We start from the raw sequence: 16173 nt of genomic DNA on the forward strand, positions 1-16173 counted from the left end.
CAATTATTTGCGAATCAATTGTTCCGCCAGTTCATGACTGTCCATGACATGACTTGCACTGATCAGGCAATCATCAGGTGAGTCCAGACAAGCCAGGAAATTGTCAACTGCTCCGCTAAAACCTCTGCGTGTTAACACGGTGTCCCAGCTCCCGAACGTTTCTTTGGTTTCCAGACTCCCCTGTTCCATGTAGCTGATCGTGTCCATGTTCACCACTTCAACAGATCGTCCACCACCATGCAATTCGATCTTCTCCAGATCTGCCCCAGCTTCACGCACCATATCGAATCGACCGTAGGCTGTTCTGCCCAGCTTGGCCGTTCCGGTTGCATGCAGCAGTCTGTTCAGATCATTCTTCCGAATCCATTGATGAAGCAACTCCACATTATGATCCGAGTACCACAACATCAGATCCAGTATATGGATGAGATCATCATAGATAGTTTCTGCCGCAGGACGATCCTGAATGCCTGTACGATGTTTGGTCACTGTCAAGGATTCAAAACCTTTTCCACCCTGCATCCATTCTTTCGCTTTTTGGTACATCGGTGCGAATCTGCGGTTGAAGCCTACTGCGAGTAGCAGCCCTTGTGCCTCGGCAAAAGCAGTCATCTCTTCCGACTCCCGAATCGTATAGGATAACGGTTTGTCTACGTACACGGCTAATCCCTGTTCCAGACATTGCATGACAATGTCAAAGTGTGCTTCCGTTGCTGTATGTACAAACACGGCATCCAGATCCCAGGACAACAGTTCTTTCAGATCCGTTGTTCCCCGTTCTAATCGATACGCCTCCTGAACGGCTTTGACCGGCTCCGGAGATCGGTTCATAATGCCTACAATCTCCACGTTCGGATGAGCTGTTAACAGCGGCAAATATACTTTACGTGCAATATCGCCGAGGCCGATAATTGCAACTCGTTTACGTTGGGTTGTTTCCATGATGATCATTCCACCTTCAGTTCGGTTCTATATTTCCACGTCCTATAGTGTAACCCTTCGGACAGCAACTTGCCAGTGATTGCAGCACACTTCGCACGAATTGTTCAGACAATGGGCGAACGTGGTAAACTTAGGAGGAACAGCAGTACAGATCGGGACACGACCAGACCTGCCTGATCTGAAAGGAGCGTTTGGGATTTTGCGAAAATGGTTATGGCTTCTGTTATATGTTTTACTTGCAGGAGTCACGTTTATTTACAGATATGAACTGCTGGCCTGGACAGATCTTCATCAGTCCATTCCGCTGTTACTCGCCATGGCAACATTGTTTGCTCTTGTGCCTGTAATTCCTTATAAGTTTGTTATTATCGCCTTTGGTTACAGTTACGGTACCACCACGGCAGCCTGGATATGCTGGCTTGGCACCACACTTGCAGCCATGCTCGTGTATGGCGGAGCAAGAACCATCTTCAGACATCAGGCGAGATCGTACCTCGAACGTATTCGGGGTCTGAACCGTTTTACCACATGGATGGAAGCACATCCGTTCATGGGTGTCATGTCGATGCGACTGTTGCCGATCGTGCCTCAGATGGCCGTTAATATCTACGCAGGTATAACGTACACGCCATTCTGGGTCTTCATGCTTGCCACGGCCATTGGGAAAATGCCAGCGATTTTTGTATTTGCCTATGCAGGTGCACAAGCTGAAACCTCAATCTGGTTGAGCTTGGCCATCCTTGCCGGATATCTGGTGTTCATGGCCATTGTATTGCTCTTATTTCGCTTTCGGTCACGCAACAAAGCCTGAATTCAGAATTCGCAAACCGTTCAGATTCAGCTTGTTTTCATTCCGGCTTGGTTGGCTTGCCAATTCAGGATATAATAGAAGAGCAAGCCTAATGCTTGTGTAACAAGTTTAATAAAACGGTAGATTGCTGGAGCTCGAACACGAGCGCTAAATCTTCATCAGAAATGGAGTGACTATAGCATGGAACAACATTCAAGTGAGTTAGCAACTTTTGCAGGCGGATGCTTCTGGTGTATGGTATCCCCCTTTGAAGAACTGCCCGGTATTCATAAGATCGTATCGGGTTATACAGGAGGACATACCGAGAATCCAACATATGAAGAGGTCTGCTCGGAGACAACAGGACATGTGGAGGCTGTGCAAATTACGTTTGACCCTGCCATCTTCCCTTATAAGAAACTGGTTGAACTGTTCTGGCAGCAGATTGATCCTACGGATACAGGCGGGCAATTCCATGACCGTGGATCTTCCTATCAGACGGCCATCTTCTATCACAGTGAAGAACAGCGCCAGATTGCGGAAGCTTCCAAAGCGGAGCTGGGACAAAGCGAACGTTTTGATAAACCAATCTTCACTCCGATTTTGCCAGCCAAACCGTTCTATGAAGCGGAAGAACATCACCAAAATTATCACCGGAAGAATCCTGCCCATTACAAACGCTACAGCAAAGGTTCTGGACGTGTAGATTTCATCGAACGCAACTGGACCGGTAACGTGGATAAAGGCGGGCTGAAAGAGCGTTTGACGCCGCTTCAATATGAAGTTACGCAGAACAGCGCGACCGAGCCTGCATTCCATAACGAATTCTGGGATCACCACGGTGATGGTATCTATGTGGACATCGTATCTGGCGAGCCATTGTTCAGTTCTACTGACAAATACGACTCCGGTTGTGGCTGGCCGAGCTTCACACGTCCATTGCGTGACCACAACGTGAAGGAAAAAACCGATCTCAGCCACTTCATGATTCGTACCGAAGTGAGAAGTCGTGAGGGTGATTCCCATCTGGGTCACCTGTTCAACGATGGTCCTGCCGAAGCAGGTGGAATGCGTTATTGCATCAACTCTGCTGCACTTCGTTTTGTACCCAAAGAAGACTTGCAAAAAGAAGGTTACGGTGAGTACGCCGTCCTTTTCCAATAAGTTATAATACAAATACAAAAAGAGCAGTGGAATGATCCCGCTGCTTTTTTGTCGTACATTCTTGTTTTATTAGACGAACTATTGTTGCACGAGAATGCGTTGATTAGGTTTGGCTCGAAGAGATTTCCGAATTCAATTGATTGGCAGGAGCCGTCTGATCATTACGAAATTGAATTCGCATCGCTGGAACAATACCCAGGATCATCACGGTAACCGAGATTGCGTAGACAATAAAAATGGATGTGCTGTTCATCAGTACACCTGCCATGGAAGATCCAAGAAGCATACTTCCTATGAATAAAGGTGTGATGGTGCCATTCACTCTCCCGATCAAGTGCTCATCTATCCGAGTGACCAAGTATGTGGAGATGATGACGTTGATAAATGCCATACTGATTGAGCTTAAGAAGCTGATCAAAAGGGTCAGCCAGAACCAACTGGATAACACTTCCCCCATCGTGGCTACAGCCAGACACAGCACACCTACAAGCAGAGTTAAGGTCTGGTTCAGCTTAGCACTTACAGCAGCCGCAATACCTCCTCCAATCAATAAACCTATTCCAGACGCACCAGAGAGAAACTGTAACGACGTTGCTTCAAGTCCCAGACGTTCAGTTATCAGAAATATTCCAAGTGGACTGATGAGACCTGCAGAAAGCCCTATACAGATGAATACCAGACTAAGCATTTTTAACGAGCGAGATCGAGCAACATATTGCCAGCCCTCTTTGATATCCGCTAATAATGAGGTATTTGTTTCCCGTTGAGTGGCGTCTTTAGGCAGCAATGTGAGTAGAAGCGCAGAGATCAGGAATAGAATGAGTAATGCGTACATGGATGCCTGAATTCCCATTGCAGTGTATATAAACGTTCCGACGATTGGTCCGAGAATTAAAAACAACGATTGACCACTCTGTGTAATAGCAATTGCAGACTGCAAATGTTCTCCCTTTACATTTCGCCTCACAATCTTTAGAGAGGATGGTTGAGAAAACTGGCTAACGATAGAGGATACAAACGTGGCTACGTATAGAATCTGCCAATACCCGGAAGATAAAACGCCAATAATCATGACAATAGACAACGCACTCAGAATATCCCCCAGTATCATCGTACGTTTGGGATTCCAGCGATCAGCAAGTGCACCGCCTATGATGGAGAAAACAAAAATCGGGGCATATTCAAGTACGGTAATCAGCGAGACAGCTATTGGACTTCCTTGAGTTCGATCCATTACATAATAGAGGATTGCCATATTCCGGATCCATATCGCCAGATTTTGTAGCAGATCAGACCCTGTCACGATTAAAAAAGCTTTGTTTCTGAACAATGTGTTCATTCGCCATCTCCTCTTTTAAACCGACTGTCCGGTTTATTAATATTTAAAAAGAAAAACTGACGTTACATCAGCTTTTCATGGTTAACGTTGTTGAATGCCTGCCAGTAGACCGGCCATGCCTTTGTGGTAAATTCGACGAATATCCGTCAGGTCTTTCTCATAATAGAGTGTAGTCAATCCGCTAAACAGACCGTAGATAATGTGCATTACATCCTGTGGGTCATCCGGTTTTAACTCCCCATCTTCCATTCCTTTAGTAATAATGGACTCATATGTCGCATACGGAATACGGATCAGGGAAAGCATCTCATCGAGCATCTCCTGGCTGACGACCTGACCCGAGACAAACTCGTTAATGGCGTGATTCAGCGGGTTAGCCAAATCATCCACGTAATGGTCAGCAAGTCCGTACAGTTTGTCTATGGCAGTCTTATATTCGGATTCTTTGTCCAGCCAAGCATCCATCCAATCTTCATTGTTAAGCTTGATTAGATACATGAATAACTCTTCTTTGCTTTTGAAATGATAATAGATGCTGCCTTTACTCCGATTGTTAATCGTACATATGTCTTCCATGGAAGTTGCACTATATCCCTTTTGGGCAAACAGTTCCTTGGTATTACGTGCAATGTCTTTTTTTATTTGGGCAACATCTTTTCTTCGTTTAACTTCGATTGGAAAAACCTCCATAAATTAAACCGACTATTCGGTCTAATAGTATCACAGCACAAATACCCCGTCAATTCAATTTGCACAGGCACCCTCTCATTTGCTGTTTCAAAAGGGTGTACAAGAGAGTGCCTGGCTACAATTCAGGAAAGAGTCGTCACATCATACTTACGATCCAACCGATCCAATACGCAAATGGAATTAATAACAACTGTGCCAACAGTGTACCGAATAGACGGGACACGAGCATGCAGCCATATATCTGATTCATGCGATCCAAACGGATCTCGCCACGTAATGATTTGTCACTGAGCAGGGAAATCCGGGGATCAATCAGGATGGTTAACAAAATAGTTGCTATTCCGTTAATTAACCCGGTTGATTGGGATGCAGCTACAGCCTGCCCTGGGTAAAGGTACGCTGCGTATAAGCTGGACAGGACACCTGTGGTATAGATTGCGGTTACCGCTACATTAAGCAGCATTAAGCGTCTTGGCATCCCATGTTGTACCAATCGTTTGGCCATCTTCCAGGATGGCGGGGTGATGTAATACGTTGCATTTCTAATCTTGCTTCGCTTCAGCATACCGCGAACCATCGCAGGGATGGAACCGGCTGCTTCAAAATGTACAACCATTCTTGATGAGAGCTTCACCATGGTTGGAAAACACAATATGGCTAATGCCGTTCCAATTGTTGCCGCACCCATTAACCAGTGCAGCTGCGCCGCAAAGTGTGGATTGGTTCCACGTGTTGCAGTATCCACTAGATTACCTACCATCGGACCCTGGGCCATATTCGAGGTTCGAGAAACCAACAACAAGATACCTGCCAATGAAATGGCCAACGCGATTCTGCGGGTGCGTAATCCACCGAGGCGGAGCGCGTATGACAAGCTGTCTGCGGCATGAATCAGCATGGTGAACAGCATAGGGATTGCCAGACTAAGACTAAACATATGTATGTACTCCTTTATATTCCTGTTATTGAACTTATTTCTTTCATGGACAGCATTATACTCCTCTGGCTTGCAAAAGTATAGGAACGAGATCCTTTTATATAAGTTGAAATAAAGAATGTTTACACTGGACACTCCGATGACAGAACAACCTTCCGATCGCTGTTATCCCCAGATTTTTTGATTCCTTTTATAAAGGGATAAATCCGGGGATAAAGGCGAACACTTCGTTTCTTCAGGTTTTTTCTGTCCTCTCCGTTTCGTGTAAATGTTTATTTCAATTTATATAGATCATCGGTAAATGCACTTACGACCTCGGATGTTCATCGTTTATTCCTCTCCTCACAGGGTAATATACAACTAATCCATTATTGTACAGGAGGGGTTCATATGCCTTGGAACAAACAGGATTATCCGGTATCCATGAAGAACCTGGAACCACGTGTCAGACATAAAGCAATTGAGATTGCCAATGCTCTGCTCGATGACGGGTATGAGGAAGGACGCTCGATTGCCATAGCGACAGCTAAGGCGGAAGAATGGGATGAGAATAATCCTACACCGGAAAGTTCGAAATCGGACTCCACATCTTCTTCCGATAACTCCAACTCTAATAAGTCGTCTTCCACGGATCGTCGTCATTCCGAGCCCGTTTCTTCGTCCAAAAGTCATGACAACATCCATGTCGTGCCTACTAACTCCGGCTGGGCGATCAAGGAAGAAGGAAAGTCTACCTATCTGTCCACATTTGATACTAAGGCAAAAGCTGTAAATAAGGCCAAAGAACTGAGTAGCAAACAAAATATTCGAGCGATTATCCATAATCAGGATGGTCAGATTGCTTCTTCGATCAAGTCTTGAATGAATCGTAAAACAACAAAATCCCTTTTGCTGCTGAAGAGCAGTCAAAAGGGATTTTGTATGAACTTTAACTATCAAGACCTGAATATGATGCATACAGGTTATGGTTGTTCTGAAACGTATGGTTAATTGGATACACCTCTAGCCACCGTAGTCCGTTGTGAAATAGCAGCAGCGTTAACTGCCTTGGCTGCAGCCGATGGCATCGGCAATTTCACAGCCGAAGTTGTAACCACGGTTCCGCGAGCCGGAACACTAACGACGTACGTGATGACTTTGCTGGCAATCCATACGGCCAGAATCGTATATAAAGTTTCTTTTACCGGAAGAAAGAAAAGCGACAATCCCAATACAAAAGCATCGCTGACAAAGAAAACTGTTCCCAGCTTCCATCCCTTCCAGCGGCTAACCAGCACGGCGAGAATATCGTCTCCACCTGTCGCTCCACCGAATCGAAGCACGATCCCAGCGCCTACCCCTGTCAAAATACCGGATAGAACTGCCGGAATCCACAGATTTCCGTTAAACGACAATACCAGTGTGGAGTATCGTTCAAAGCCGTCATAGAATAGGGAAAATGCACCGACGCCAAGCAATGCCTGAATCATGAATTTCCAGCCTTTAAGGAACCAAGCCAGGATCATGACCGGAATGTCCAGTAACAACATACCGATAGCAGGTGATAAGCCTGTTGCGTATTTTCCGAGCAGGGCCAGACCAACAAATCCGCCCTCCGATAAATGATTCTGAAAGTTAATGTGATAATAAGCAAAAGCTAAAATAAATGTACCGAGTAGCATAATGGCGAATTTGATCGCCTCTGTTTTAACGTGTTGTAAGGTTAACGATGTTCTCTTCATTCAGGTTCCCTCGCAGTTTGTAGGTTGGTTTTTTAGACCGACCGTACCCTGCAAAAGGTAAGCCTGGAAGAAATCATCGTGTACGTCCTTCGAATATTCATTCCAATCCCCTCTTTCGCAGAGTCAGCCGTTTTTTTGAACCGGTTGGTGTACTCTACAAGGGGCGCTATGTGTATGAGAGATCGTAACGTTTCCAGATCGTCCTTGGGGAGATTGTCCTTCGGGAACTCATGGTATCCTGATCCTTTCTGTTCTGTTGTGGTTAGCTGTGCTCAGTTAAACTGAAAAATAACTACAATGCATAAGCTTGAACATTTAATTGTACACTTACACTTGGATTACAGTACCCTCTTTTGATCGCGGTTATCCCCGGATTTTTGGAATTCCATTTTCCCTCTGGGGAAAATCCGGTGATAGCTTATGCTTCCGAATCTGCTTTCATTCAAAAAGCTTTCAGGCGAACGCTTCGCTTCTACAATTGGGTTCTGCACTCTTCGTTCCTGTGTAAATTGTAAGTCCAACTTACAGCAGTTGCAAGTTCATTCAGTTTAAACACCAAAGCTAACTTGCTTGTTCTTCTATTATATAACACCAACGTGACCGGGTCTAAACAGCAGACCCCTCAAAAACAGGCATAAAGCAGCCTTTGGACTGCTCCAGCAGTCATACGGTAACACCAGGATAAGCAATGCTTGCTAATGGTGCAACCTGCTCCTTTATTCTATGACCAAAGCTTCCAAAAATAACTGTCAGTCACCCAACTGTGACAAATTGGGGCCTTTTTTTATTTTCTTGCGCTTTTTAAAGGAATCATTTTCCTTTCACACATACACTATAGCAAACGTAATCGGCTTATTCTTTGTCCAGTTCAGACGTTTCCAGACTTACTCTGCTGTTTATGGTATAATATAACAATTGAATCCCACTACCGTTTAAGCGAGGCGGATTGATGAAAACGTTAAAGCCAAGAGTCTTTATTGGCTGCTCGCTGGAAGCGAAGCCGATTGCAGCCGCAGTACACGAAAACTTACGTTTTTCAGCCGAAGTTACCCCTTGGTATTCCGGGGTTTTTAATCCAAGTAGCTATACCATGGACGATCTGGAAGTAGAGGTCCGTACGACTGACTTTGCCATTTTTATTTTTCATCCGGATGATATATCCAAAATTCGCGGGAAGTACTACGCGTCAGTCCGGGATAATACAATGCTGGAAATGGGTCTGTTTATGGGTCGTCTGGGACGAAAACGTATTTTTTTCATTCTTCCTGAGGATATTACAGACATCAAGGACACAACCAAGGTCGAAGGATTGCGTATGCCCACAGATCTGCTGGGGTTAAATCCACTCGTATATGAAATCCGTTCTGACGGAAAGTGGGCACCAGCCGTGTCCGTGGCATGTTCCAAAATCGCAGACAGTATTGAGGAACAAGGACGCTGGAGTGATCCAGAATTGGAGAACATCATTGAGAAGCATAAACGCACTGAGGGAGAAGCAAGGTTACAACTGCTTAAGTTGCTGCGGTTCTTTAGGGAATTGCTGCGTACCCGCAAAGCAGATGCCAAGATGCTGGAGCGAATGAGCGATGCCTTGCGTACTGCCTTTGTCTCTCATCCTCCATTCGCTGTACGTGGCACAGCCATATACCGTACAGATGACAGTGGTTACATCGAGCAATTATGTGGTAATGTTGGAGAACCGGGGAGAAAGTATGACTTGTCCGCTAACGACGACAAACAACCGGATGATCCCAAGCGCATCCTGGTGATTGATTCTTACCGGGAGAATAAAATCAAGATTAACCTGTATGATGATTACCTTGAGAAAGAGTATCTGCTATGCTATCCTGTAGCCAAGAGGTATGTTATCACCGTTCACATTATTGGACATATTGAAGCGGATGAGGCGGTATTTCAGCAGATTGACTTACAGAATCGTCAACTGTTCAACGCCATCAACGATTTGTTAGGAGGCGAACCGGAATGAAACCGGAAACGAAAAAAATAAGCAAGCGCTGGGGCAGCGAAAAAAAGGTACGCCTCAGTTCTGCGCCCGAATCATCACGACCGGTTCCGGAACCCAAGGAAGAAGATCGTTTCCACAAGCCGGCCGTACCGCTAACTACCATTGGGCCCTCCCTGAAGGGCAAGGAAAGACCTTATAAGGTCATCCTTGAAAAAGAGGCGTTCTACGAAAAGCCTCAATATCTTGCTTAATTTCTGAACACATCATCAAACCTGCCGCTGAATCGGCAGTATTTCATAGGCCCCGCCGCCTAAGGCAGGGGCTTTTTTGTTGCTCATTTTCGCTAAAATAAAACTGCTTCTACTCGTTGACCTGGTGCCATCGTGTTGCGGCAAGTCATTCTGAAATCCTTATTGTAATTCACTGCTTTAATTCATTGCTTGTAATTACTTCTGTAGCAGACTGCATTGCATAAGGCTTATTTGGTTTATGGCCTTAGGTTTCCTGCAAAACCCATAAATTATACCTTATTTTGGAGCAGGCTTGTCCCTAAATCCCTAGCCTCACTCACTATCTGTACCTTTAGAAAAATGCGATAATGTGTGCTTCCAATATTTCTCGGTTGTATTGTGTATCTCCATTACATATATTGATTATAATATAGGAACACATGTTCTGTAAATATAAAATTCCAATTAAAGGTTAAGGAAGTGAACATATGACATCCTCAACTTCCGCCCCATCCCCTGCGGATGAAGACCATAGTCTGATCAAAGGTCTGGTTGTGCGCACGCTTTTGCTGGATGTACTTGAACGAGATATTCACACACTGGATACGCTGCTGCTGAAGATGCCCGAAGTCTACATTCTATCGCTGACCCGCATTCAGAACAATGTGCTCAAGGAGATGTTGACCCTTCGTAAACAGATGAGAACCCGCGGTGTCAAAGTACTGGAAGAGAAACGGGAAGCCGAGGGTATCGAAACTCTGTATATGTGCAGAGGGTATTGGCAACGGTTCTATATGCTGTGGACATTCGCACGTAATGAAGTCAAAAAAGAACTCAGTCGGCATCTGCAGATGGACTTGGCGCAGACCTGATCAACTCTAACAATATTGAACCCATCCCCAGCAAAACAAGTTGACCACGGAAGGTTACGTTCATTAAGATGGAGAAGAGATATCCAACCATTCCAATAAGGCATGAATTGATTTCAACCGGATATATTCTCAACGTCTTATCAATCAAGGAGTTGTACTTCATGGATTTGAATACCCATTCGATTAAACAAACACCCGCACATACAGGCATTGCCGCAGATGTAACAGAACTGATCGGCCAGACACCTGCCGTTAAACTGAACCGACTCACAGGCAGCGACTCCGCTGACGTATACGTGAAACTGGAATACTTTAACCCGAGTGGCAGCGTCAAAGACCGTGCCGCATACAATCTGATCGTTCAAGCTGAACTTGCGGGACACTTGCTCCCTGGTGCTACCATTATTGAACCGACGAGCGGCAATACCGGGATTGGTCTTGCGATGAATGCCGCCGCCAAAGGATATAAAGCCATTCTGATCATGCCGGACAATATGTCCAAGGAGCGCATCAACATTCTGAAAGCCTATGGCGCAGATGTGGTGCTCACCCCTGCTGCGGAGCGGATGCCTGGTGCGATTCGCAAAGCGAAAGAACTTCAGGCAGACATTCCGGGAAGTTTCATTCCGCAGCAATTCGAGAACCAGGCGAACCCGGACATTCACCGGATCACGACGGCTCCCGAGATTATGCAGCAGATGGATGGCAGGCTGGACGCCTTCATCGCTACGGCCGGGACTGGCGGAACCATTACCGGAACGGGAGAAGAACTGCGCAAGCAGTTACCTGATATCCGCATCTATGCGGTGGAGCCCAAAGGTTCTCCGGTGTTGTCCGGTGGCGAGCCCGGACCACACAAGCTCGTCGGTACAAGTCCGGGGTTCATTCCGGACATCCTGAATACCGACGTGTGGGATGCCATCATCCAGGTGTCCGATGAGGACGCACTGGATACGATGCGGCAGCTTGCTGCCCGGGAAGGGCTGTTGCTCGGCCCTTCCTCTGGCGCTTCGGTGTGGGCTTCCCTTCGTATCGCGAAGGAACTAGGGCCGGGGCACCGCGTGCTCTGCATTGCGCCGGATACCGGGGAACGGTATCTGAGCATGGGTATTTTTTAACACAGCATAAATCTGTACACATCAAAAAGGGGCTTCCATCTCCCATAAGTCATGAGCATGACAGAGGCCCTCCCTTATTAGCGCTCATTGGTCATTGGTTCTAATGAACCTGACACACGCTATTCGCTCCTATTTGCGCAGGTCTGACGTGTAACGAATCACAGCGACGTTATTTCTCCAAATTCGGTCGATTTACAGGCTTAAAAGCTATTTTCGGCGGGATAACGTTACTGAGATTCGTTAGAATTTACATCTCTTCATTATCACTCTAATAAGGTGCGGTAGGTTCGGTAGAATGTTGGAGCGATTGGTAGCGAGGAGCGAGGGAAAATCCCTCGAAAAAAAGAGAAGAGAAGTACATTGAAGGAACCATCAAAATAAAAAAATAAGCTCATGCTCACATACGGATGGTGAATCCGCAGAGAACAAGAACTTATTTTGGCAAGAAACCTTATCATCAAAAATAAAGCAAGAATATTTAACGTAAGCTGGTTAGTGTGTCAGGGTTGTCCATTCCACACCTTCAGGAAGCAGGGCCGCAATGCGGTCTTTGGCTTCCTTTTTGGTATACAGCGATTCATCGAGAATGACCGCGGAACCGGAATCCGTGCTTGTCCGAATCAGACGTCCGAGACCTTGCTTCACACGCAAGAGCATATACGGAAGATCGATCTCTTCGTATGGTGCTGCTGACGCACTGCGTTTTGCATTGAAGACAGGGTCCTGTGGTGGATACGGAAGCGACCAGATCATGACATTGGATAATGACGGACCTGGAACGTCCAGTCCTTCCCACAGATTAACGGAACACAGCACACTCTCCTCATCCTGCTGGAACGCCGCAATCAAATCACTAATCTCCCGGTCGCCCTCATACATAAAGCGCAAACCTTCTGCTTCAGGTACATGAACGATGTCCTGCTTGAATGCGCGTAGTTCTTCCATCGTACGGAACAGAACCAGCGCACGTCCTCCACTCTCCTGAAGTAACGACACCGCATCACGCATGCGATTTTCGTTCTCCGGGTGACCCGGTATAGCTTCATCGGTAATTTTCATCTTCATTTTGTCCGCATAATCATACGGGGAAGCCACCGAGAATGATACAAAATCATCAATGCCCAGGCTGTCCGCCACATAACGGAATGAACTGTCCACAGATAACGTTGCGGAGGAGAACACGATTGGAATACCTGTGTTGAACACACGCTCGTTCAGCATTTCCTTCACGGTGCGCGGCATGATCGATAAGGTCGTCTCATCCTCGCTCTCTTCCGCCCAACAGATGTAACCATCTTCCTTGCGGAACAAGGCAAGCGCAGACTGAATCATATCGAGATGTTCTTCCACGACACGCATCTGGTAACCATCCAGCGAGAACAATCCGCTCTCAAATACCAATTCTTCGCCGATTGCATCCAGCACACTCGTCAGACGTTCAATCTCACGCAGAAGCGGTGCTTCTACCCGAACTTCTTTCCGTTCCGAACCAGGGATCGCCACCGTATACGTATCCAGCAACGCAAACAGTCGCTCACTGCTCTCAATCGCTTCATCCACACACTCCGCGAGGGATTCACGAATCTCTCCTTCTAACAGGCGAGTGACGAGTTCCTCAAAAATGCGGTGTTTCAGCTTGTAGCTCAGTGCGTTCAGGGCTGCTTCTTCCAACAAATGTCCTTCATCAAATACAACTGAACTGTGATCAGGCAGGAGTGGCAGTTGGCCCTCGCGTTTGCGCGCATCATAGGTCCACACATGCTCCATGTAATAATCATGGGAACAGATGATGATGTCTTTGGAACGACGGTAATGGTCACGCGACAGCGTCAGGCCGCAACGTTGTCTTTTAGGACAAACAAAACAATCCTGGAACGGATCCCAGTTGATTTTGTTCCACTGACGATCATTTAGATGTGGATACTGTTTGCGGTCACCATACGGATGGAAGGCCTGAAGTGTACCCGGCGTATTCACAAAATCTGGCAGACTCTCATGCACTTCTTCAATAACAGGCGCATCTTCATCCGCAAATCGCATCGCACTTAGTTTGTTCAGACAGACGTATTGATCCGGTGACTTGCCCAGACGTGCGTCCACTTCCAAGTCCAGATGTGCAGCCAGCTTCGCAATATCTCCACCGGGCTTCACAAGCTGTTCAATCAAGGACTCATCGGCACAGGCGATCACTGCCGGTTTGCCCGTATAACGTGCATAACAGACCGCGTAGAGCAGATAGACTAACGTCTTGCCTGTTCCGACACCAGCCTCCGCCATAATGGTCTTTTTATCTCCATAGGCCCGTTCAAGCTGGTACGCCATAAAAATCTGTTCATCCCGTACCTCGAAGCCGAACTCTGGCAAAATATCGTAAAAAACATCGGCGACCCATTCTCCCAGACGGGATACAAAAGGTTCAGCCGGATCATATGCAAAAGGATAACGTTGTGTAGACAATCCTAGGTCAGCCTCCATTCTTAGACGCGGTCCTCTTTCATTTTTCCGTTCAAAAAAGGCCGCAGGGCAAAAGTTAATTATCTCACGCGATGAAGCGGGTGACAAGCTTTTTTTACGAGATTATTTGCGAGGTTGAATGTATAGAACCATTTTTCAGGGAAAATATATACAGGAATCCACTTTAAGGAAAGGCGGTGCTCCACTCCATGAATCATCAGTCTTCACAATCAGAGCATTCCTCAGACAAAGACCCTGAGACATTAACGGATCGACAAGGGCATCCCATTACGGACAATCAGAATGTACGAACCGTTGGCAACCGGGGACCGACTACGCTGGAGAACTATCATTTTCTCGAAAAGATTACTCACTTCGACCGCGAACGTATTCCGGAACGTGTGGTCCATGCCCGCGGTGCTGGCGCTCATGGCATATTTGAAGCGTATGGAACAGCCGGGAGTGAACCAGTATCGAAGTACACACGTGCACGTCTATTTCAGGAAAAAGGCAAACAAACGCCCGTTTTCGTTCGCTTCTCTACCGTTATACATGGCGGACATTCACCGGAGACACTGCGGGACCCGCGCGGATTTGCTGTAAAATTCTATACCGAAGATGGCAACTGGGATCTGGTGGGTAACAATCTGAAAATCTTTTTCATTCGTGACCCGCTTAAATTCCCGGATATGGTACACGCCTTCAAGCCAGACCCGTTGACCAATGCACAGGATATGGAGCGGTTTTTCGATTTTGTATCGCTAAGTCCTGAAGCTACCCATATGGTGACATTCCTCTTCTCTCCATGGGGCATTCCAGCGAATTATCGGCAGATGCAAGGGTCGGGTGTTAATACATATAAATGGGTCAATCAGGAAGGCACGGGCGTGCTCATCAAATATCACTGGGAACCGCTCAATCAAGGGATACGCAACCTGCTGCAAAAAGACGCGAGCGAGATTCAGGGACTGAACTTCAATCATGCGACATTGGACCTGTATCACGCTATTGAAAAAGGAGACTATCCCGAATGGGAGCTGTGCGTTCAAGTGATGGAGGACGGCGAGCATCCGGAGTTGGATTTCGACCCGCTGGACCCGACCAAGTTGTGGCCGCAGGAGCAGTTTCCTTTTCTACCTGTTGGCAAAATGACGCTGAATCGTAATCCCGAGGATTATTTCAATGAAGTGGAGCAAGCAGCGTTTGGCACAGGTGTATTGGTAGACGGGCTGGATTTCTCAGATGACAAGTTGCTGCAGGGACGCACCTTCTCTTATTCAGATACCCAGCGTCACCGGGTGGGTGCGAATTATCTGCAACTGCCTGTGAATGCGCCGAAAAACCGGGTGGCAACCAATCAGAGCGGCGGGCAGATGCAGTATCAGGTCGATCGGGCACCGGGTCAGAATCCACATGTGAACTATGAACCTTCCTCGCTCGGTGGACTAAAGGAAGCGGCGCCACGTGGTAAGGAGCATGAACCACTGGTGGAAGGCCGACTTGTTCGTGAGAAGATTGAGCGCACCAATGACTTTGGACAAGCGGGTGATACGTACCGGGCATTCGAGGATTGGGAGCGGGATGAGCTAATCAGCAACATGGTCGGCGCGTTGGCACAATGCAAACCGGATATCCGGGAGCGTATGATCTCTTACTTCACCCAAGCGGATGCGGATTACGGTCGGCGCGTCTCTGAAGGATTAACCTCTGTACCAACCGATGATAGTGCCACAGTCCAACCGAAACATGAACCAAGTGTCGAGCAAGCAGAGAAACGCAGTCGTGAGACGGACGGTTATTAAGGTGGATGGACAGCGTTTGGATCGCTGAGTCTGACACTGTTAGTACATTCGAGTATGTTGAGTAAGCAGATTACGTTCTGAATTAAACATAGCCCTGATCGTCAAGTTGCCAGTTGCAGCTGCTATCAGGGCTTTTTCATGACTAGCT

At 46.8% G+C, this 16173-nt stretch carries 14 protein-coding genes; 8 read left to right on the forward strand and 6 right to left on the reverse strand.

All coding sequences use genetic code 11. The features are described from left to right. Positions 1-3 precede the first annotated feature (3 nt). Entirely contained in the window at positions 4-942 is a 939-nt protein-coding gene (locus V6668_RS20005) for a Gfo/Idh/MocA family oxidoreductase (protein ID WP_338706502.1), read from the reverse strand. 121 nt (positions 943-1063) lie between these two features. Here V6668_RS20005 and V6668_RS20010 point away from each other — a divergent pair, with 121 nt between their 5' ends. Both V6668_RS20010 and msrA read left to right on the forward strand, forming a co-directional pair. After that, entirely contained in the window at positions 1064-1753 is a 690-nt protein-coding gene (locus V6668_RS20010; RefSeq protein WP_143781418.1) for a TVP38/TMEM64 family protein, read from the forward strand. A 180-nt stretch (positions 1754-1933) separates the two neighbouring features. Then, on the forward strand, positions 1934-2896 hold the full coding sequence (msrA, locus tag V6668_RS20015) for a peptide-methionine (S)-S-oxide reductase MsrA (protein ID WP_338706503.1): 963 nt from the start codon (positions 1934-1936) through the stop codon (positions 2894-2896). A 103-nt stretch (positions 2897-2999) separates the two neighbouring features. Here msrA and V6668_RS20020 read toward each other — a convergent pair whose 3' ends face one another. The 3 genes from V6668_RS20020 to V6668_RS20030 all read right to left on the reverse strand — a co-directional run bounded on the left by V6668_RS20020 (position 3000) and on the right by V6668_RS20030 (position 5862). Then, positions 3000-4235 carry an MFS transporter gene (locus V6668_RS20020; RefSeq protein WP_076318953.1) on the reverse strand — a complete coding sequence of 412 codons (1236 nt, stop codon included), beginning with the start codon at positions 4233-4235 and terminating at the stop codon, positions 3000-3002. 81 nt (positions 4236-4316) lie between these two features. Further along, positions 4317-4925 (reverse strand): TetR/AcrR family transcriptional regulator, encoded by a 609-nt coding sequence (locus V6668_RS20025; protein ID WP_338706504.1) that lies wholly within the window; start codon positions 4923-4925, stop codon positions 4317-4319. 136 nt (positions 4926-5061) lie between these two features. After that, the gene (locus V6668_RS20030; protein ID WP_036614460.1) at positions 5062-5862 is read right to left on the reverse strand and encodes a lipid II flippase Amj family protein; all 801 of its coding nucleotides are present in this window, start codon (positions 5860-5862) and stop codon (positions 5062-5064) included. A 390-nt stretch (positions 5863-6252) separates the two neighbouring features. On the opposite strand from V6668_RS20030, the gene V6668_RS20035 reads away from it, so the two are divergent. Beyond that, positions 6253-6723 carry a DUF2188 domain-containing protein gene (locus V6668_RS20035; protein ID WP_338706505.1) on the forward strand — a complete coding sequence of 157 codons (471 nt, stop codon included), beginning with the start codon at positions 6253-6255 and terminating at the stop codon, positions 6721-6723. A gap of 125 nt (positions 6724-6848) precedes the next feature. Here V6668_RS20035 and V6668_RS20040 read toward each other — a convergent pair whose 3' ends face one another. Beyond that, positions 6849-7583 carry a YitT family protein gene (locus V6668_RS20040; RefSeq protein ID WP_036614465.1) on the reverse strand — a complete coding sequence of 245 codons (735 nt, stop codon included), beginning with the start codon at positions 7581-7583 and terminating at the stop codon, positions 6849-6851. A 949-nt stretch (positions 7584-8532) separates the two neighbouring features. Between V6668_RS20040 and V6668_RS20045 the strand changes: the two genes are divergently transcribed. The 4 genes from V6668_RS20045 to cysK all read left to right on the forward strand — a co-directional run bounded on the left by V6668_RS20045 (position 8533) and on the right by cysK (position 11769). Further along, positions 8533-9570, forward strand: a complete 1038-nt coding sequence (locus V6668_RS20045; RefSeq protein WP_051447360.1) for a nucleotide-binding protein — start codon at positions 8533-8535, stop codon at positions 9568-9570. Then, positions 9567-9800, forward strand: coding sequence for a hypothetical protein (locus V6668_RS20050; protein ID WP_017687536.1), 234 nt, complete (start codon positions 9567-9569; stop codon positions 9798-9800). The genes V6668_RS20045 and V6668_RS20050 overlap by 4 nt, the downstream gene beginning before the upstream one ends. Positions 9801-10267: 467 nt before the next feature. Then, the gene (locus tag V6668_RS20055; RefSeq protein WP_338706506.1) at positions 10268-10651 is read left to right on the forward strand and encodes a hypothetical protein; all 384 of its coding nucleotides are present in this window, start codon (positions 10268-10270) and stop codon (positions 10649-10651) included. Between the two features lie 161 nt (positions 10652-10812). Next, positions 10813-11769 carry a cysteine synthase A gene (cysK, locus tag V6668_RS20060; protein WP_289389751.1) on the forward strand — a complete coding sequence of 319 codons (957 nt, stop codon included), beginning with the start codon at positions 10813-10815 and terminating at the stop codon, positions 11767-11769. 492 nt (positions 11770-12261) lie between these two features. Here the strand turns inward: cysK and V6668_RS20065 are convergent, their stop codons facing one another. Then, the gene (locus tag V6668_RS20065) at positions 12262-14226 is read right to left on the reverse strand and encodes an ATP-dependent DNA helicase (RefSeq protein ID WP_338706507.1); all 1965 of its coding nucleotides are present in this window, start codon (positions 14224-14226) and stop codon (positions 12262-12264) included. A 206-nt stretch (positions 14227-14432) separates the two neighbouring features. Between V6668_RS20065 and V6668_RS20070 the strand changes: the two genes are divergently transcribed. Beyond that, positions 14433-16025: a catalase gene (locus V6668_RS20070; protein ID WP_422395222.1), complete on the forward strand. Its 1593-nt coding sequence runs from the start codon at positions 14433-14435 to the stop codon at positions 16023-16025. Positions 16026-16173: the final 148 nt, after the last annotated feature.

The sequence above is a fragment of the Paenibacillus amylolyticus genome, from assembly GCF_036894225.1.
GTDB lineage: Bacteria > Bacillota > Bacilli > Paenibacillales > Paenibacillaceae > Paenibacillus > Paenibacillus amylolyticus.